The sequence below is a fragment of the Chitinophaga sp. genome, assembly GCF_039596455.1.
GTDB lineage: Bacteria > Bacteroidota > Bacteroidia > Chitinophagales > Chitinophagaceae > Chitinophaga.
Genome location: NZ_JBCNJR010000001.1, coordinates 2,107,390 through 2,125,536, shown reverse-complemented (window position 1 = coordinate 2,125,536; position 18,147 = coordinate 2,107,390). Strand labels below are relative to the sequence as shown.

Here is an 18,147-nt window from a genome sequence, read left to right as displayed (position 1 = left end):
CATGTCTGAATTAAGCGATGATTAAAATCTGGCTGAGTATAATATATGGTTATTGATGCCGTACGTATACGACGTTGTTACTGATCTCGTATTGCATGGGCAGAATTTCCCGCAGCAGCATAAAGGTGCGCTCCAGGGTCTCTCCTTTTTCCAGCCGCGCCGTAATTACATGGCCGGCCAGGCTGCCGCGGGTGTACACCACTTTGGCGCCGAACCACCTTTCAATAGTGGCAAAGGCCCTTTCAACCGGTTCCTTGCGGAACACCAGCTCGCCCTCCTTCCAGCGTGTATCCGTTTCCGTTCCCGTACCTTCCGTTCTGAACACCGCTTCATTCCCGTGCCATACCGCCCTTTCTCCCGGCTTCACCGTGAGCGTATCTTCACCGCTGTGCAGGCGCACCCTTCCCTGCAGCAGAGAAGTACTCACCAGCGAGTCTCCTTCATAAGCCATCAGGTTAAAGCGCGTGCCCAGCACCTCTACTTTTACATGGCCGGCCTCTACAAAAAAAGGATGCTCCGGGTCTGCCTGCACTTCAAAGTAGGCCTCTCCTTTCAGTATTGCCGCTCTTTCGCCAGGGTCGTACACCAGTTCGGAACCGGCGTTCAGCCATACTTTGGTACTGTCGGGCAGGGTAATGGTCTTCTTTTGGCCCGGCGGCGTAACAAGATGAATGAGCGGTTGTTTTACGGGCTGCCGCCAGAGCAGGGCGGCCAATACCGCCACGCCGGCCACAGCAGCCGCTACCTTGATTACCAGCGGCCACACCCGTTTTTCACGCCGGCGTTTGAACTGCTCCCACTGCCGGTCAACATCTATGGCCGCTACAGCGCCCAGCAGGCCGGAAGCCTCCCACCTGGCGCGCAACGTCTCGTAATGCTGCCGGAACTTTTCGTTGCAGCGAAGGGCCAGGTCAATGCTTTCATTTTCCTCTCCCATCATGTGGCGCATCAATGGTATGTCTTCCAGCAGCTCATCCATACTATAATAATGTTAGAAAAGGGGCTTACCCTTACACGCTGTAAAAAAAATTATTCTTGCAGGAACAGGAAGAGCAGGAAGGGCATGTAGTCCTTCAGGTCTGTACGCAGGCGCTTCAGTGCGCGCGTCATCTGCGTTTCCACCGTTTTAACGGAGATGTTCAATGCGGCGGATATCTCTTTGTATTTCATGCCTTCCAGGCGGCTGAGGGTGAATACCTGTTTCATTTGATGGGGAAGGCTGTCCAGCACCTCGCGGAAGCGCTGCTCCAGCTCCTTGTAGGCCAGCCAGTCGGGATTGGCGGAGAGGGCGTCTTCCGGTACTGCTTCCATAACGCCCCGCTTCTTCTGGCGGCGCAGCTGGTCAAGGCAGTTGTTGCGGAGGGCGGTGTACAGGTAGGCGTCCAGCCTGCCTTCGGCCCGCAGCTCCAGCCGCCGTTCCCAGAAACGCATAAAGGTAAGCTGGGTAACCTCCGCGGCCTCCTCCGGCCGCAGGCCCAGCAGCCCGGCATAAAAGCACATGCTTTTGAAATGTGTGCGGAACACCGTTTCAAAAGCCGCTTCGCTCCCCTGCGTGATTTGTATGAACAGCTCGTTTTCCATATGCCTGGTTTTCCTGTGCCCGCGGGACGTATGAAAAATAAGCAAAGGAAGCGGATAATCAAAGCGGGTACGTAAACATTCGGGTACGTAAACGAGGATTCGGGGCAAACAAAAAGGCCGGCCCTGAAAAGGTACCGGCCCCGATTTTAAGTGTATTACTAGGGGAGAATGTTCACGTCTACAGACCTCACCGCTGTTTTACTGTCGTACACCGTAGTGGTGGCCGCTTCAAACGTGGCGGTAAACTGGCCGGCAGTTTTGTAAATGGAGAAATAGGTTTCCAGCCGGTTGTCTGACATTTTTTTGATGGGCACGCCCACGTCAGGAATGGCCTTGTTGAGCTGCAGCGGTTTGGAAATGATCCAGCTTTCCGCTTCATCACTGTTGGCTGCGCCCCCGGTCACTTTAAAGGAAGCGGCGGAAAGCACCCATTGCACGGCCGGGTTCTTCATTTTCACAATGGCCCAGGCGCCGGCAGCTACATCTGCCGCTACGGGCATGCGGGCCTTGTCTTCGTCCGTTACGTTGGTAACGGAAAAGCTCTGGATGGTCCAGGTACGCTGGGCCACGTTGCTCTTCTGCCCCGTGTAGCGGTAGGCAATGTAGATGGGCCTGTCCCCGCTCAGGAACTCAGACAGGTCTATCACGCCAGATGCGGTGCCCGTGGTGCCGGTAGACAATTTTGCCTTGGCAGTGATGTCCGTCCAGTGCGTATTGGGACTGTACACGCTGGCGGAGTCATACACACCGGGAAAGTCTGTAGACACCAGCAGCTGCAGTGAATTGTCCTGGTTGCCGCCCTGGCGGTAGGAGGTGAACTGCATTTCCGGTTTACCGGTTGCGGTGGTGCGGTTGCGGTATTTGTACTGGTGCGTGCTGTCTCCCGCCCAGAAAGTAAGCGTGTACGGGTTGCCCGTGAGGTAGAAGAACGATGTGTCTCCCAGTTGATAGGAGTCGCTTCTGACCGTCACGTTAAAGTCGGGCGAAGGGGAGTCCTTGGTGCTGCAGCTTGTTGCCAGCACGCCGCCCATGAGTATATACAGGAGTTTCTTCATAAATGCTTTGTTTATCTTTTACCAACCTGGGTTTTGCTGGATCAGTTTGTTGAGAGACATTTCAATGGCCGGGATGGGATACAGCAGGTGCCTTTCCGCCACCCTGTCTGCCGCCAGCGCCGCATACTGGTAAGTTGCAGAGGCCCTTGCCTTGATTTCCAGGGCCTGGTCTCTCATGGCCGTGAGGTAAATGCCCCAGCGGATGAGGTCCATTTTTCGGAGGCCTTCAAAACACAGCTCCCGCGCCCTTTCATCCTGGATGGCCTCCCGGAAGCTGACCTGGTCAAGGCCTGTAAGGTCTGCAGTAGCGTCGGGCACAGTAGCGGGTTTGCCGTATCCCCTTCTTCTTACCATGTTGATGTACTCATAGGCTGCGGCCGGGCCGTTTACTTCGTTCTCCGCCTCTGCCAGCATCAGCAGCACGTCTGCATACCGGATGATGGGGAAGTTGGTGGGCGTATAGTTTTTATTGAGCGGGCGCAGCAGTTCGTACTCCCGGCGCCATTTGGCGCAGTTGCGGTTGTAAATGCTGGTGGCGCCAATGTTGGTCTTTACGCCGGAAGAGTTGAGGGTGTAGGTGCTGATAGCCCAGTCCCTGCGCTGGTCTCCCGCGCCGTAGAGATGGTACAGCTTGTAAGTGGTGCTGTTGAAACCGTACGCGTAACCTATTACCTGGTCGTTGTTAGACGTGCAGCGCACGCCGTTCTCGTTGCCGTGGCGGCCGCCAATACGGTTGGCATCGCTGTTATTGCCCCAGTTGCCGGTTTCCCATATGCATTCTTTCCAGTCATTGATATCCTGGCATTCATTGATGTAGATCTGCTTGTAGTCAGGGTTCAGCACGTGTACACCGGATTGTACCACTTTCAGCGCCATATCGCGCGCATCCTGGTACTTGGCCGTGTTCTTCAGCGGCTCGCCGGCCCATTGCAGGTACACGCGGGCCAGGGCGCTGCGCACGGTAGATTTGGAAATACGCTCCGTGGTGTTGATGTCTGTCACTTCCCTCACCATGCCTTCCGCTTCTTTCATTTCCTTTTCAACAAAGGCATAAATATCAGCCGCAGGGGTACGGGCAATGTCTACATTGTTTACGGAACTAGAAGGTTCCGTTTTCAGCGGCACGCCGCCCCAATACTGCACCAGTGTAAAGTAATACCAGGCGCGCAGGAATTTGGCCTCGCCGATAACGGCGGTTTTCCTGGCGGCGTCCATCTCTGTTTTCTCAATATTGGCCAGCAGCATGTTGGCCCTTTCAATACCGGTGTAGAGGTAGGTCCACATTTCGGTCACAACCGGGTCTGAGGCGTCATAGTTAAACCACCATACGCCTACCAGCTGGTTGGTAACGGAATAAAAGCTCTCGTCTGTGCTGGCGTTGTGGCGGATGGGTATTCTGCCGCCCCACATGAACTCCATGCCGCAAATGGCATACACACCTGCCAGGGCGGAGTTCACCTCCGATTCATTATTATAATAATTATTGGGAGATACCGTGGAGATGGGCTTCTTGTCCAGGAACTTGCTGCAGCCTGATGCTATTGTAAGCAGCGCTATGCAGGAGATGGAAATTAGCTTCTTCATAATCTTTCTTTTTAAAATTTGAGAATTACAGGCCAAGGTTTACACCAATGGTAGCGGTCCTTGCACGCGGGTAAGAAGAATAGTCAAACCCGGGCGTGAGGGCGCTGTAACCAATGGCCACCTCCGGATCGGAACCGGTGTACTTCGTCCAGGTAATGAGGTTCTGGGCGGCGGCAAACACCCGCAGGCTCTTGATGCGGGCCCTTCTCAACAGGGACGCGGGTATGTTGTAACCCAGCGATACGGTTTTCAGGCGCAGGAAAGAAGCGTCTTCCAGCGTTCTGGTAGAATACACGTAACCGTACTGGCCGCCTGCACGGGGAATAGTGCTGGTGGGGTTGTCCGGCGTCCACCTGTTTTCAAAGCTCTTGTACTGGTTCAGGTAGGTTTTGTTGCCATTCTCGAAGTTGATGCGGTTAGCGTTCATCACCTCGTTGCCGTAAGACCACTGGAAGAACACGTTAAGGTCAAAACCGCGGTAGGTGAAGTTGTTGGAGAAGCCGCCCACGTGCACGGGGAAGCCCCTGCCTATCACCGTCTGGTCAGACACGTTCACCACGCCGTCTCCATTCAGGTCACGGTACTTGATATCTCCCGGCTTGATGGCCGCACGGGTATTGCCGTTGGTGGGAATGCCTTCTTTCAGCAGGTAGCCGCCGTTGGGCAGCGCATCAAAATCGTCATACCCATATACACCGTCCCAGATGTAGCCGTAGAACTGGCCTACGGGCTGGCCTATCTTGGCAATGTAAAGGGCCACGCTGCTGTACCAGGAGTCCCAGCCCATGGTAGACGTGAGTGATTCCTGGTTTTGCGTAAGCGCCAGCACCTTGCTGCGGTTGAAAGAGATGTTGAAGCTGCTGCTCCAGGTGAAATCTTTCGTTTCCACGTTACGGGTGTTCAGCGATATTTCAAGGCCTTCGTTGCTGGTCTTACCCACGTTCTTGTAAGCGTTGCCATACCCAACGGTGGGCGGCAGGCGTGCGTACAGCAACAGGTCTGAAGTTACTTTCTTGTAATAATCTACTCCCAGTGAAATGCGTGATTTCAGGAAAGCAACGTCCAGCCCTACGTCTGTCTGCGAAGTATTTTCCCATTTCAGGTCAGTGCTGGCCATGGAGGTGGGGATGGCGCTTTGCTGCAGTTCGTTGTTAAAGGAGTAGTAGGAGTTGCGCACACCAAAGTCAAGCAGCGCGTAGGTGGCATACTCACTTACACGGTTGTTGCCCGTAATACCCCAGCTGGCACGGAGCTTGGCGCTGTTGATGAATTTGATCTCCTTCATGAACTTTTCCTTGGTTATTTCCCAGGCTATGGCGCCGGAGGGGAAGTAGCTCCACTGGTTGTTGGCCCTGAACTTGGAAGAACCGTCACTGCGGAAGGAGGCGGTGAGGAAATATTTATCCCGGTACACGTAGTTCACCCTGGCCAGCATGGAAGCCAGCGCCCATTCAGCCTCGCGACTGGTAATGGGCTGCGGCACGCCCTGGCTGAGGCCGTTGAGGCCCAGGCTTTCGTTGGGCAGCTGGTTGGCAGACATGCCGTGCACGCCAACGTGGTTGCCCTGTGCCGTAAAGCCGGCTACGGCGTTGATGCGGTGGTACTTGTTGAACTTTTTGTCATACGTGAGCGTATTCTCGTTCAGCCAGTTGGTGGTTTCGTAGTACATGATAGACCCGTTCACCTTGTACACGGTGTAGGGGTTACCGCTCCTGGTTTTGGAGTTGTTGAACGCATCGTTCCGCTGGGTGGTTTTGTTGAGCCCCCCGGTTACGCGCAGGCGCAGGCCGGGTATGATCGTATATTCCCCGAAGGCGTTCGCAATGAGGTTGTCCATGTTCCTCAGCCGGTATTCATTTTCCGCGCTGAGGAAGGGATTGATGCGGTAATCTGTGCCGGAGTTCACCATGTCATCTATCAGCTCGTCCTCAAAGTTTTCATTGATGGGCTTTGAAGAGTTGATGGGCCCCGTTGGGCGGTAGCCCCAGGCGCTGTATAGCAGGTTGTTCATGGAAGACAGGCTGGGCGCGGAAGGAGTGGTACCGGTGGTTTTGGTGTTGGTGTAAGTCACGTTGCCGCCTACCTTCAGCTGATCATTGATCTGCTGGTCAAGGCTCATTTTGGCCTGATAACGTTTAAACGCGGAATTGATGATGGTGCCCTGCTGGTCCAATGCCTGGCCTGATACAGCATACTTTGTTCTTTCGGAGCCGCCCCTCAGGGAAATGCTGTGGTTCTGCTGCGGGGCCACGCGGTAGAGCTTGCCCTGCCAGTCTATGCTTTCCACATTTTTGTAGTCGTCTACCGTAACACCGTTGGCCAGGTAGGTCTCGTCCAGGTCTCCCACGTTGATCTCCTGCTGCAGTTTTACGAACTCGTAAGCGTTCATAACGGGGATGCGCTGAATGTTTTCCATCCAGCCATAGCGGCCATTGTAAGAGATGGAAGGAGCGCCGGTTTTGCCTCTTTTGGTGGTGATGATGATAACGCCGTTAGCGCCGCGGGCGCCGTAAATGGCGGTGGCAGAGGCGTCTTTCAGTACATCGATAGACTCTATATCGTCCGGATTGATCATGTTATTGTCCGGCCCTTCAATGGGGAAACCGTCAATTACATACAAGGGGGAATTGTCTTGCGTGAGGGAGTTGTTGCCGCGGATGGAGATGTTAATGCCTGCGCCCGGCTGGCCTTCCGTAGAAGACACCATTACACCTGCCACGCGGCCGGCCAGCGCTTCATCAAAAGAAGCTACAGGGGCTTTGTTCATATCGTTCATGTTCACGCTGCCCACGGCGCCGGTGAGGTCTGACCGTTTTTGGGTACCGTAGCCTATCACTACGGTTTCGCTCAGTTCGCTGGCAGAGATCTTCATGTTCACGTTGAGCACGCCGCGGCCGTTCAGCGGCTGCTCCTGGCGGGCATAGCCCAGCAGGGAAAAAGCCAGTGTGGCATTGGGCGGTACGCCTTTGAGGTGGTAAATGCCTTCCGCGTCTGTAGACGCGCCCAGGTTAGTGCCTTTAACGCTCACAGATACGCCGGGCATAGGCTGGCCGTTCTCCGCATCCACCACCTTGCCGGTGATGCTGAGCGGTTTCTCCTGCGGGGGCGCGGGCCTGGCCTTCTCTATCAGCACTTTGCCTTCCATTACCCTGTATTGCAGCTGCTGCGGCGCGAGTATTTTTTTAATGACGTTTTCTACGCTTTCTGCATTGGCCGAGTAGGTAACGGGAGATTGAAAGGCCGCGTCGTTAGACGTGTAAACGAATACCGTACCAGCCTGTTGTGTAATGGTTTTGAGCGCCTCCTTGAGGGGCGTGCTCCTAAAGTTGACATTGATCTTTTTGGACAAGTTTGCCTGGCCCATGGCTCCTGTGGAAATAACCAGCAGCAGTAACATAACGGGCACAGCTATCCATTTCAACGGGAGTAGTTTGTTCCACATAATTTTGATTGTTGTGCATTCTTAATTAAAATGTTCAGGAAGGATGTAGATGTCTGATCATAGCTGCATAAGGACATATGTTTTAAGGGTGAAAAAATCAGTTGGCGGGCGCACAGCCTTTGCCGGAGAGGTACACCGTATCTCCCTCGCGTTTGGCGCGTGTGCTGGTAAGGGTGGTGATCATTTTCAAGATCACGTCCAGCGGCTCTTTTTCAAACTGGCCGTTGAAGCGGCAATTGGCGAGCCGGCCGTTGGTGAGCACAATGTGCACATCATACCGCCGGGACAGCTTTTCCGCCACTTCAGACAGCGGCGTTTCGTCAAACACCATGCGGCCCTGCTGCCAGGCTATTTCGTTTTCCGGGTGCGCTACAGTTTCCGCAGCCAGCGATGCGGACGCCGGCAGGAAAACGGCTTGCTGCTTAGGCAGCAGCGTAACGGCGCGGCTGCTGAGCGTATCTGTTACAGATACCTTGCCTGACAACACCGTCACCGTCTGGCGCCGGGCGCCGGGGTACGCGGAAATATTGAGAGACGTGCCCAGTACGCGGGTGCTGAGCGCGCCGGCTTGTATAATGAAAGGCTTCTCCGTATCGGGGCTTACGTCAAAAAAAGCCTCTCCCGTAAGGGTAACGGCACGCGTGCTGCCCTCAAAATTTTTGATGTACCGCAGCGTACTGCCGGCGTTCATGACCACCTTTGAGCCGTCTGGCAGCGTTATTTTACCGGTTTTATTGGCGGGAATGGAGATGTCTACCATTTCCAGCGCAGGCACCTTCACCTTGCCCGGCTTCACCAGGTACCAGCCGGCGGCCAGCAGGCCCGCCATAACGGCCGCCACCTGCATCCAGCGGTTTCTACGGGGTTTTACCCGCTGCATCACCCTGGCGGTGAACGCCTCCTTTTCCGGGGCCGGCAACGGTTCTCCGCCTTGTTCATGGGCTTCCATAAAGGCGTCTACCCAATCTTCCGGCGCATTTTCCAGCCATGCTTCCACTTCTTTGCATTCCTCCGGAGATGCTTCTCCCTTTAAATATTTTTCTAATAACTGATGGTCCATTTTGGTTGTTCTTTGATCTCCGAAAGTTTTTTTAAGTCAATCCTTGCAGATAAACACGTTTTTTTGGAAACTTGCCTATACAAGTTTCTTTTCGTTAACGATTTATTAACTTTAGACGTTTAGATTTGCTGAAATGACGCTGATACGAAACATATCGCAACAACGGTTTAAAAAGATCGTGGAGCAGACGGTAGACCGGTTGTACGCGTCTCTTTACCCTTTGTGTAAAGACAGGGCGATGTGTGAAGATATTATGCAGGAGGCCTATATCAGGTTATGGAACAACCTGGAGCAGGTGAGAGACGATGAGGCAGTGCTGGCGCTGCTGCGTACCTACGCCCGCAATATTTTCCTGGATGAAGTACGGAAGGCGGCGCGGAAGCAGCAGGGCATGCAGCATCATGTACCGGAAGAAAAAACGGACTCCCCCGAAGACTATGTGCGCAACCGGGAGCTGCACGCGCAGCTGCAGGCGGCCATCAACAAACTACCCCCGCAGCAGCAGCTGATATTCAGGCTGCATAAAGAGCATGCGCTGAGTTACAAACAGATATCCGCACAAATGAAAATAGCCACGGGCACCATAGAAGTGCAGATGAACAGGGCTTTAAAATCCCTGAAGAGCGAGCTGGCGCATTTGAACGGCCAGCCGTGAGTGATGTGTTTACGCCGTGATCATGCCCTTGTTATACTTGTTCCTGTATTCTGCGGGAGATAAACCAGTGATGGTTTTAAAGCATGCCCTGAACGCTTTCTGGTCTGTATACCCCACTTCGTACATCACTTCCGAAATGTTCTTGCCGCTGGCTTCCAGCTGTTTTTTGGCCGCTTCTATCTTGACGCGCTGTATGTATTCAGATACGGTATTGCTGGTAGCCTTCTTGAACCGCCTTTCCAGGCTGCGGCGGCTGAGGGCCAGCAGGGTGGAGAGGTGCTCTACGGTTATTTTATCCTTGAAATTCAGCTCAATAAACTCCTGCGCTTTTTTCACCCCTTCATCTTCATGCCATTTCTGGCCTTCGAAAATGATAAAGGGAGACTGGCTGCTGCGGTCAAAGTCTATCTGGAAAAACTTGGCGCAGTAAAGCGCTACTTCCCGGCCGGCATATTTCTCTACAATGTAAAGGATGAGGTTCATGAAGGAAAAGCCGCCGCCGCTGGAGTAGATGCCAAATTCATCGGTAATGATCTTGTCTTCCACCAGGTTCACATCGGGAAACATCTTCCTGAAATCGTTGGCGCCCATCCAGTGGGTAGCGCATTTTCTGCCAATGAGCAGGCCCGTGGAGGCCAGCAGGAACGCGCCTACGCAAAGGCTGGCTACTTCCGCGCCGCCGGCATACTGGTCAACGATCCATTGCTGGAAAGGCTGGTTGGCTGCCAGGTATTTCTCGAAATCTTCCTCCAGCGCAGGTATCACCACCAGGTCCGTTTTGCTGACAGACCCGATGGGCTCCGTTTGTACGGTATACATGCCGCCGTTAAGGGTCACGGAGGAGGAGAGGCCTGCCATATGCACATCGAACAGCGCGGGTTGGCCTTTCCGCGCCAGGTATCTGTTCACTTCCGTGAATACAAAGCGGGGGCATTCTATACTGGCCATGGAACCGCCTTCGGGTACAATAACGGTGATGTGTTTCATACCCCGAAAGTAGGGTAAAATGATGTCGCATCCAACCCTCCGGATTGGCGGATTAGCACCCGGTGGAGGAGCAGAAAATGAGAAAATATTCTGAATATTATGTAAAATTACCGGCGTCAAACCATTCACGTTATGAAATTGTCTAAAAAGATCCTTTTTCCCCTGCTGCTGCCGGCCATTGGGTGTTTTCTCTTCTTTGTGCTGCCGGCGCCGCACTGGGAAAGTAAATTCGTCAAAGTGTCCGGAACGGGCGCGCTGGAGTATGTGCCTGATGCACAGGGCAATACCATCCCCGACTTCAGCCGGGTAGGCTACTATTACGGTGACAAGCCGCTGCCCGGTATAGCCGTGGTGAAAACCATCAGCCCCACCGGTACGGATAACGACCAGCAGCATATACAGGCCGCCATTGATGAAGTGGCCAAAAGAACGCCTGACGCCAATGGCTTCCGGGGGGCATTGCTGTTAAAAAAAGGCACCTACCACATACCCGACCGCATCCGCATCAATACCAGCGGCATTGTGCTGCGCGGCGAGGCCGGCGCCCGCCTGGTGGCCACAGCTAAAACACAGGTATCACTCATAGACGTAAGCGGCAACGGGCAATTGCGGGAGGTGCCCGGCAGCCGCGTGAAGATCACGGACGCATATGTGCCCACCGGCGCTACCAGCTTTCACGTAGCCAGCGCCGCAGGCTTCAGGCCTGGAGACCCTGTGGTGCTGTTCCGCCCCGGCACACAGCAATGGATCACAGACCTCAAAATGGACCAGATAGAAGCGCGGCAGGGTACAAAACAGTGGCAACCCAGAGAATACGATCTGCGCTATGAGCGCACCATCACCAAAATAGAAGGCAACAAAGTTACGCTTGACAATCCCGTGGTAATGCCACTGGAAACCAGGTACGGCGGCGGGGAGCTGTACAAATACACCTTTGACGGCCGCATCCGTCATGTAGGCGTGGAAGACCTGCTGTGTGAGTCTGCCTTTGATTCGGACACCGCGGAAAACCACGCCTGGGACGCAGTGGCCTTCGGCAAGGCGGAGCATTGCTGGGTGAAGGGCGTAACCGCCCGCTACTTCGGCTATAGCTGTGTGAACCTGAAACGGGATGCCCGCAACATTTCCGTGCTCAACAGCAACTGCTTTGAACACAAGTCCATCATCACCGGCAGCCGCCGTTATTCCTTCAACAACTCCGGCCAGCTGAACCTGTTTATGAACTGCCACGCTACAGACGGGCGGCATGATTATGTGACCGGCGCCATTACCTGCGGCCCCAACGTATTTGTACATTGCACGGCAAAACGCACGCATGCAGACATTGGCCCGCATCACCGCTGGGCCAGCGGAACGCTGTATGACAATATAGTAACGGACGGGGAGATCAATGTGCAGGACCGCGGCAACTGGGGCAGCGGGCACGGCTGGGCCGGCGTTACACAGGTGCTGTGGAACTGTACGGTGAAACGGGCCGCCATACAAAGCCCCTGGGCATCCGGCAAAAACTACTGCATCGGTTTAACGGGAGAAAAATATGACGGCCGCCTGAAAGGCAGGCCTGATGCAGAGTGGGAAGGGCAGAACAAACCCGGGGTAACGCCCGCATCACTGTATGAGGCGCAACTGGCGGCAAGGAAAGGAAAGTAAGGAAAGCGGAAATGCAGCGTAGCCACCGCCGGCACAGGCGAACATATGATCAACAAAAAAAGCCATCCACATATGCAAACTCCACACATTGTCTGTTTCGGGGAACTGCTCTGGGACATTCTGCCCACCGGCGCCCTGCCTGGCGGCGCACCTATGAACGTAGCCTATCACCTGCACCGGCTGGGCCTTCCCGCCTCACTGGTTACGCGTGTAGGCGCAGATGAAAGAGGCCGGGGGCTGCTGGGCATTGTGAAAGAGAAGGGCATCAGCGCAGCAGGCATCCAGGTAGACCCGGATACGCCCACAGGCATAGTGCTGGCCCAACCGGGGGAGAACCACGAAATGCATTATGATATTGTGGCGCCGGCCGCGTGGGACAATATTGCCTATAATGAAGCGCTGGCCGGAGAGATCGCAAAGGCCGCCTATTTTGTGTTTGGCAGCCTGGCGGCGCGGCAGCCGGTGTCTGCCAATACCCTGCTGCGCCTGCTTGACACCCCGGCCATCAAGGTGCTTGACATCAACCTGCGCCCGCCCCACTTCAGCCCCCCAACCCTTGAAACCCTGCTGCACAAGGCAGACGTGCTGAAAATGAACCTTTCCGAACTGGAGCTGATCAGCAGCTGGTATGGCAACGCCGCTACCCTTGCGGAAAAAACAGACCTGCTGCGGGACCGTTTTCGTATTCCCACCATCATAGTAACGATGGGCGCAGACGGGGCGGCGGTAGACGTAGCAGGTCAGCTCCACCGCCACGCGGGTTATAAAGTGGAAGTAGCGGATACGGTAGGCAGCGGAGATGCATTCCTGGCCGCCTTCCTTTCCGGCACCATCCGGCAAACGCCCGTGGCCGAAACGCTTGATTTTGCGGCGGCGCTGGGCGCGCTGGTTGCTTCCAGAACGGGCGGGTGGCCCGCTTATTCACTGGAAGACATTACGGCTATCAGGGGGAAGTAACTGTCTGCCTGTTAGCAAACACCTCATTTCTTACAGGTTTCCGTATCCACGCGCCAAAGCGCACAGGGCGTGCAAATATCTTTTGCACGCCTATTCTCCCTGCAAGGGCCCTTTGCTTACTTCTTCACCGGCTTTGTACACCGCAGCAATGCGACGGGTATTGGAGATGTTGGTGGAGGGGTCTGCCTCCAGTATCAGCAGATCAGCCACCTTGCCAGCCTCCAGCGTACCGTACCGGTCATCTGCCCGTAATGCCCTGGCCGCATTGAGCGTGCCTGCGGTAATAGCTTCCAGCGGCGTGAAGCCCGCCTGCACCAGCAATTCCAGCTCCAGGTGCTCAGAGAACCCTTGCGCCCTTACGGCACTGGCCCCCGAGTCTGTGCCCAGCGCCACCGGAATGCCGGCTTTGTGAATTTTGTACACGTTCTTCAGGGCGGTTTCAAAAGCGGCCTTGCTGCGCCGGTAACCGGCAGACTCCCGCATTTTACGCCGGTAGGCCGTATCTGTGATCATCTGGAAGGTACCGGGTTCCAGGGAACGTTTAAAAAATTCATCGTTGGTCCACGGAGGCGTTTCACCGTAGGCGTAAGCAAATTTGTCCAGCGAAAGGGTGGGAATATAAATGATGCGCTGCTCCCGGAGCCGGGCCAGCAACGTGTCATCTACCTCTTTGTCACGAATGCTGTGGGCAATGATGTCTAAACTGTCACTCACCAGTTGCTCTGCATCCGCCTTGTAAAACAGGTGGGCCGCGGCTTTCATGCCATGGCGGTGTGCCGCCTGGATGAGGGCGCGGCTGATGGCCGCATCCATTCCAGGGCCGCCGCTATAATTGTCTACCCACATTTTGATGGTTTGTATGCCCAGCGCGGCCAGGCTGTCTACCTGCTGCTGCGCCTGCAGGGCACTGGCCGGGCGGTTCACACGGTCCATACCGTTTACCGGCGGCGGCGTGCCTCCCGGCGCGGCAAAGCCGTAACCGGCGGAGTGAAGGCGCGCGCCGGGCAAGGCGCCGTTCAGCAGTGAATCATACAGCTTGTTTGCGAACAGCAGCGGGCGGTCTGTACCCATTACCAGCACCTGCAGCACACCATACCGCTGGTACATGGCCAGTTGCCGCAATACGTTTTCCCGTGTATAGTTCCCGGCGGCCGCCGTGGTGCCTTTCAGCGTGCCTACATGCACGTGTGCGCTGATGAGCGCGGGCATGACGGTTTTGCCGCTGCAGGGTATCACAGTGGCGCCCTCTGCCTGCAGGCCCTGGCCTATGGCGGCAATGGTATCTCCCACTATCAGCACGTCCATATGCGGCTGCGGCGCACGGCCTGTGCCGTCTATCAGCGTAAGATCTTTAAGCAACAGCTTTCCCTTGCTGGCGGCCGTTTCCCTGCTGCTGCAGGAAACAATGCAAGGCAATATGAGGACGGCGTAAAACAATAGCTTCTGTAACATAGGGCCTCCTGATTTTGGTACTGTTCCTAAATATAACATTATTAGCCCAAAGGCCATAGAGCAAGGGCCCTGCTCCGTTTGCGGATAAATTGGTTAATTTAGCGCTTTGTATACCATGCTCTTTTCATCACCATGACCAAGTTTTTAATTGCGGACGACCACAGTATTATCCGTTTCGGCCTCAAACAGATCATTTCTACCTCCTTCATTCCTTCTACCGTGAAAGAAGCTTCCAGCTTTGACGAAGTGGTAGAGCTGGTGGAGCGGAACCCCTTTGACCTGCTGGTGCTGGACATCAACCTGCCGGGAGGCACTCACCTGGGCATGCTTGAGACCATTCGGCTGCGCCAGCCCGCACTGAAAATACTGGTCTTTTCCGGGTTCGATGAAAAGGTGTATGCCGTTAAATACCTGCAGGCAGGGGCAGACGGGTATCTTGAAAAATCAACGTCTAACGTGGAGATCAAAAACGCTATCAGCACCATTCTGCGCAACGAAAAATATATGAGCCCGGCCACGCGGCAGCAGTGGCTGTACCGTCACGGCGGCCAGCCTCCTGAAAACCCGCTTGCAGCGCTTTCCGCCAGGGAAACCGATGTGCTGAACTTCCTGCTGCAAGGCCACCCGGTAGCCAAAATAGCGGAAATGCTAAGCCTGCATGTAAGCACGGTGAGCACTTACAAAACGAGGATCTATACCAAGCTGGAAGTGCAGAACCTGGTGGAACTGTTGCAGAAAGTAGAGCTTTACAGAGCCGGCTGACCAGGCTGGAGCACTACCGTAAACGCAGCGCCTTCCTCCCCTCCCTTTCCTATTTTCAGTTGTCCTCCTATCTTTTGCAGCAGGTTGCCTACCAGGCTGCTGCCATTGCCGCCTGCCGTATTAAAATCACTATTGGTCACAAATGCCCGTTGCTGGGAAGCCGTCAGGCCGGAACCGGTATCCGTCACGGTAATATGCAGCTTCCCTTCCACCATGGAAGCGCTGAGCGTAATGCGCCCGTTCTTCATATGTTTGTTCGCATTATCTACCAGGTTGCGGAGAATGGTAGATAAAATATCATAGTCCGTTTCACAGGTAATATCCACAGGCATTACTGCAATGGAGTTGTTATTCACCTTCACAATATCGCTGTACAGTTCCCTGATATTCTCAAACAGCTCCTGTACCGCTACTTTCCGGATGTTCACCTTGAAACCGGCATGCTGGGCAACTGCCCAGGTAAAGAATTGCTGCGTAAATTCATTCAGCAGCAAAATGCTGTTGTTCAGTTGCTGTACCTGCTCTCCCAAAGACGCTTCGTCCATCTGGCGGTGCTCGTTCACAAGCTTTTTGCTGACGGTTTGCAGGAAACCCAGGGGCGTGCGCAGATCGTGCAGCACCATGGTGATCACTTTATCTTTTGTTTTGTTGCTTTCCGCCAGCTCCCACTCCGACCGTTCCAGCTGAACAATAACGTTTTCCAGTTCTTTTGTACGCTCCGCCACTTCCTCTTCCAGCTGCCGTGCCTTTTCTTCCAGCAGGACCTGCCGCTGTTTTTCCATGGCTTCCCGTTCGGCTTTTATTTTCCGGGAACCGGTGAGGTGGTATACGATGGGATACATGATCAGCCCCACCAGCGCGCCCCGGTACGTAAGGCGCAGCAGCGCCCTTGGCAAGCCATGGTTATGCAGCGGGTCCAGCGGATAATCTTCAAACGCGGAAAAGTAATAGCCGGCAACCGAGCAGACCGCAGCTGCCAGCAACACGGCCAGTATTTGCAGCAGCCGGTTGCGGATGGGGGAATGCACAATGAGCACCGAAACTATCCACACGCAAAAGCACCAGAAGGAGATCACTACCTGGGAGCCTGCCAGGTTCACCACGTTCAGCCCCTGCCCCTGCATCAGGCGTGCGCCAACAACAGAGTTGGCCAGCAGCAAGGTAACGAGTATGCCGGGGCCCAATAAGAGGTCACGCCAGCCTAGTTTCTTTTTTTGCTCCCCCATCTCTTCGGTAAATTTTACAAAGATGTCAATAAAACAGCAAAGATGCCATGCCCCGTTCGGGGAATAAAAAACCAGCGGCCACACAGGGCCGCTGGCAACCATACTCCTCTGATAAACGAAAACGAATTATGGCATGATCCAGAGCCTGGCAGATGATACGTCTGTAGAATTGGTTTCTGCCCGCCAGTTCTCAAAGTTGAAATTGAACTCTTCCTGCGGGTATACAAACCGGGTGTAGCTGCCGAAGTTTTTGGCATAGTACTCTGTGTTGTCAGGAGACATGGGCGTTTTGCCGCCCGTTCTGCGCAGCAGCGTCCAGGCGTCCCAGGGCTGGCGGAAAGCATCTATCCAGTATTGCGCGTAGATCTGGCGCAGGGCGGCAGCCGCGTTGGCCAGGTTGTAAGCCGTAACGGGATTGGTGGTAATGGCCGTCAGTTCCGCCGGCGTGGCAGTGGCTGAAGCAGGTTTGTTTTCCGTCCACTCCGGCGAGTTGAAAGCAATTCCTTTCCACATGTTCACGGAGGCGACAATGCCTTTATCGTACTCAGCCTTTGCCAGGGCGGGGCTGGCGGCTACGCCAATCCCCCTGTTGTAGGCTTCTGCCTTCAGAAAGTATACTTGCGCGGCCGTCAGCATCAGTTCGGGAATGGTGGTAATGTCTTTCTCGAAATAAAAGTTGAACGGCGAATAGATGCAGCCTGCTCCCTTGTCTGCCCAGGCAGCGTTGCGCTTGTTGAAATCATAGGGCGCACCGCCTTCCGAGGGGGTGGTGGTGAGCGGGTTCTGCGGGTAAGCTGCCCACTGGTTGGCATTATTGCCTTCAAAGAAAACCTTTGCACGCACATCAAAAATGCCGCTGCCGTCAGGGTTGTTGCTGGAAGACATCAGATTCCACATGGTTGAGCCTAAACGCAGGTAGCAGTTGGCGGAGAAAGACCATTGCCGCCATTCCAGCTTTAGGCCCGGTATCTGTGCCGGCCACAGGCCGATGTTTTCCCCTGCCTCCAGCAGCGGTTTGCCGAGCGCTTCCGTAATATGCGTGGTGGCCAGCGCCTGGTTTTTGTCATACATGGTAAGGGCCACCTGCAAACGCAAACTGTTGGCAAACTTTACCCACAGGGGAATATTATTTTTAAGCAGGGTTTCATGATTGCCTACGGAGTACTGCTCCGAGCCCGCGGCCAGGTTGTCTACCGCCCATTTAAGGTCTGTCAGCACCGCGGCGTAGATATCCTGCTGCTTGTCATACGGCACTTTGTAGGCCGCTGCTTTTTTGATAGCTGCATATCCCGCCTGTGAATAGGGCATGCTGCCGAAATAATTGGTCATTTTGATGGTCTTGTAGGCCATCACCGTTTTCAGCATGGCATACACATTGTTCATGCTGGCGGGATTGTTTTCCTTGCTGATCCTGTCTTCTATAATGCGGTAGTTGGCCAGCGCACCGTAATAGTTGGCCCAGAGCCCGTTGATGGCATTTTCATACGGGTAAGAACCGGATGTGATAATGGCCTGCTGGGTGATGGGATAGATCCATGCATGCAGCACAGACTGCTCTCCCGCATCCAGCGGCAGGGAGCTGATCACCGCGTTGAACACCTCCGGGGTGGAGGCATCAGTAGCATCTAACGGCGGCGTGTTGATGGTCTCGAAGTTCTTTTTACAGGATGCCGCTGCCAGCAAGCCGGCAAAGAGGCAAATGTTCCTGATATATTTGATATAGTTCATGATGTTCA

14 protein-coding genes are annotated in these 18,147 nt (G+C 54.6%); 4 read left to right on the top strand and 10 right to left on the bottom strand.

Going from position 1 to position 18,147, the window contains the following annotated elements:
- Window positions 1-49 precede the first annotated feature (49 nt).
- The 6 genes from ABDW36_RS08600 to ABDW36_RS08575 form a co-directional block, all read right to left on the bottom strand.
- Window positions 50-979, bottom strand: coding sequence for a FecR domain-containing protein (locus ABDW36_RS08600; protein ID WP_343701476.1), 930 nt, complete (start codon window positions 977-979; stop codon window positions 50-52).
- Window positions 980-1,029: 50 nt separating this feature from the next.
- Window positions 1,030-1,581 (bottom strand): RNA polymerase sigma-70 factor, encoded by a 552-nt coding sequence (locus ABDW36_RS08595; protein WP_343701475.1) that lies wholly within the window; start codon window positions 1,579-1,581, stop codon window positions 1,030-1,032.
- Between the two features lie 158 nt (window positions 1,582-1,739).
- A complete protein-coding gene (locus ABDW36_RS08590; protein WP_343701474.1) occupies window positions 1,740-2,636 on the bottom strand; it encodes a DUF5017 domain-containing protein in 897 nt (298 codons plus the stop codon).
- Between the two features lie 18 nt (window positions 2,637-2,654).
- Window positions 2,655-4,220, bottom strand: a complete 1,566-nt coding sequence (locus ABDW36_RS08585; RefSeq protein WP_343701473.1) for a RagB/SusD family nutrient uptake outer membrane protein — start codon at window positions 4,218-4,220, stop codon at window positions 2,655-2,657.
- Between the two features lie 25 nt (window positions 4,221-4,245).
- Window positions 4,246-7,662, bottom strand: coding sequence for a TonB-dependent receptor (locus ABDW36_RS08580; protein ID WP_343701472.1), 3,417 nt, complete (start codon window positions 7,660-7,662; stop codon window positions 4,246-4,248).
- Between the two features lie 97 nt (window positions 7,663-7,759).
- Complete coding sequence (locus ABDW36_RS08575) at window positions 7,760-8,722, bottom strand: FecR domain-containing protein (protein WP_343701471.1); 963 nt, start codon at window positions 8,720-8,722, stop codon at window positions 7,760-7,762.
- A gap of 133 nt (window positions 8,723-8,855) precedes the next feature.
- On the opposite strand from ABDW36_RS08575, the gene ABDW36_RS08570 reads away from it, so the two are divergent.
- The gene (locus ABDW36_RS08570) at window positions 8,856-9,377 is read left to right on the top strand and encodes a sigma-70 family RNA polymerase sigma factor (RefSeq protein WP_343701470.1); all 522 of its coding nucleotides are present in this window, start codon (window positions 8,856-8,858) and stop codon (window positions 9,375-9,377) included.
- A 9-nt stretch (window positions 9,378-9,386) separates the two neighbouring features.
- Here ABDW36_RS08570 and ABDW36_RS08565 read toward each other — a convergent pair whose 3' ends face one another.
- Window positions 9,387-10,364, bottom strand: a complete 978-nt coding sequence (locus tag ABDW36_RS08565; RefSeq protein WP_343701469.1) for a helix-turn-helix domain-containing protein — start codon at window positions 10,362-10,364, stop codon at window positions 9,387-9,389.
- Between the two features lie 132 nt (window positions 10,365-10,496).
- Between ABDW36_RS08565 and ABDW36_RS08560 the strand changes: the two genes are divergently transcribed.
- Together ABDW36_RS08560 and ABDW36_RS08555 are read left to right on the top strand one after the other, a co-directional pair.
- Window positions 10,497-12,014 (top strand): hypothetical protein, encoded by a 1,518-nt coding sequence (locus ABDW36_RS08560; RefSeq protein WP_343701468.1) that lies wholly within the window; start codon window positions 10,497-10,499, stop codon window positions 12,012-12,014.
- Between the two features lie 72 nt (window positions 12,015-12,086).
- Window positions 12,087-12,971, top strand: a complete 885-nt coding sequence (locus ABDW36_RS08555) for a carbohydrate kinase (protein ID WP_343701467.1) — start codon at window positions 12,087-12,089, stop codon at window positions 12,969-12,971.
- 90 nt (window positions 12,972-13,061) lie between these two features.
- Here the strand turns inward: ABDW36_RS08555 and ABDW36_RS08550 are convergent, their stop codons facing one another.
- Window positions 13,062-14,423 carry an amidohydrolase family protein gene (locus ABDW36_RS08550; RefSeq protein ID WP_343701466.1) on the bottom strand — a complete coding sequence of 454 codons (1,362 nt, stop codon included), beginning with the start codon at window positions 14,421-14,423 and terminating at the stop codon, window positions 13,062-13,064.
- Window positions 14,424-14,555: 132 nt separating this feature from the next.
- Here ABDW36_RS08550 and ABDW36_RS08545 point away from each other — a divergent pair, with 132 nt between their 5' ends.
- The gene (locus ABDW36_RS08545) at window positions 14,556-15,185 is read left to right on the top strand and encodes a response regulator transcription factor (protein ID WP_343701465.1); all 630 of its coding nucleotides are present in this window, start codon (window positions 14,556-14,558) and stop codon (window positions 15,183-15,185) included.
- On the opposite strand, the gene ABDW36_RS08540 is transcribed toward ABDW36_RS08545, so the two are convergent.
- Together ABDW36_RS08540 and ABDW36_RS08535 are read right to left on the bottom strand one after the other, a co-directional pair.
- On the bottom strand, window positions 15,170-16,411 hold the full coding sequence (locus tag ABDW36_RS08540) for a HAMP domain-containing sensor histidine kinase (RefSeq protein WP_343701464.1): 1,242 nt from the start codon (window positions 16,409-16,411) through the stop codon (window positions 15,170-15,172). The genes ABDW36_RS08545 and ABDW36_RS08540 overlap by 16 nt on opposite strands.
- Before the next feature lie 126 nt (window positions 16,412-16,537).
- Window positions 16,538-18,139 carry a SusD/RagB family nutrient-binding outer membrane lipoprotein gene (locus tag ABDW36_RS08535; RefSeq protein ID WP_343701463.1) on the bottom strand — a complete coding sequence of 534 codons (1,602 nt, stop codon included), beginning with the start codon at window positions 18,137-18,139 and terminating at the stop codon, window positions 16,538-16,540.
- Window positions 18,140-18,147 lie beyond the last annotated feature (8 nt).

What these genes read in the sequence shown, in the direction of transcription:
- ABDW36_RS08595 (WP_343701475.1), bottom strand. Translation starts at nt 1,581, where the DNA reads ATGGAAAACGAGCTGTTCATACAAATCACGCAGGGGAGCGAAGCGGCT.
- ABDW36_RS08545 (WP_343701465.1), top strand. Translation starts at nt 14,556, where the DNA reads ATGACCAAGTTTTTAATTGCGGACGACCACAGTATTATCCGTTTCGGC.
- ABDW36_RS08580 (WP_343701472.1), bottom strand. Translation starts at nt 7,662, where the DNA reads ATGTGGAACAAACTACTCCCGTTGAAATGGATAGCTGTGCCCGTTATG.
- ABDW36_RS08570 (WP_343701470.1), top strand. Translation starts at nt 8,856, where the DNA reads ATGACGCTGATACGAAACATATCGCAACAACGGTTTAAAAAGATCGTG.
- ABDW36_RS08550 (WP_343701466.1), bottom strand. Translation starts at nt 14,423, where the DNA reads ATGTTACAGAAGCTATTGTTTTACGCCGTCCTCATATTGCCTTGCATT.
- ABDW36_RS08600 (WP_343701476.1), bottom strand. Translation starts at nt 979, where the DNA reads ATGGATGAGCTGCTGGAAGACATACCATTGATGCGCCACATGATGGGA.
- ABDW36_RS08560 (WP_343701468.1), top strand. Translation starts at nt 10,497, where the DNA reads ATGAAATTGTCTAAAAAGATCCTTTTTCCCCTGCTGCTGCCGGCCATT.
- ABDW36_RS08575 (WP_343701471.1), bottom strand. Translation starts at nt 8,722, where the DNA reads ATGGACCATCAGTTATTAGAAAAATATTTAAAGGGAGAAGCATCTCCG.
- ABDW36_RS08590 (WP_343701474.1), bottom strand. Translation starts at nt 2,636, where the DNA reads ATGAAGAAACTCCTGTATATACTCATGGGCGGCGTGCTGGCAACAAGC.
- ABDW36_RS08585 (WP_343701473.1), bottom strand. Translation starts at nt 4,220, where the DNA reads ATGAAGAAGCTAATTTCCATCTCCTGCATAGCGCTGCTTACAATAGCA.
- ABDW36_RS08540 (WP_343701464.1), bottom strand. Translation starts at nt 16,411, where the DNA reads ATGGGGGAGCAAAAAAAGAAACTAGGCTGGCGTGACCTCTTATTGGGC.
- ABDW36_RS08555 (WP_343701467.1), top strand. Translation starts at nt 12,087, where the DNA reads ATGCAAACTCCACACATTGTCTGTTTCGGGGAACTGCTCTGGGACATT.
- ABDW36_RS08565 (WP_343701469.1), bottom strand. Translation starts at nt 10,364, where the DNA reads ATGAAACACATCACCGTTATTGTACCCGAAGGCGGTTCCATGGCCAGT.
- ABDW36_RS08535 (WP_343701463.1), bottom strand. Translation starts at nt 18,139, where the DNA reads ATGAACTATATCAAATATATCAGGAACATTTGCCTCTTTGCCGGCTTG.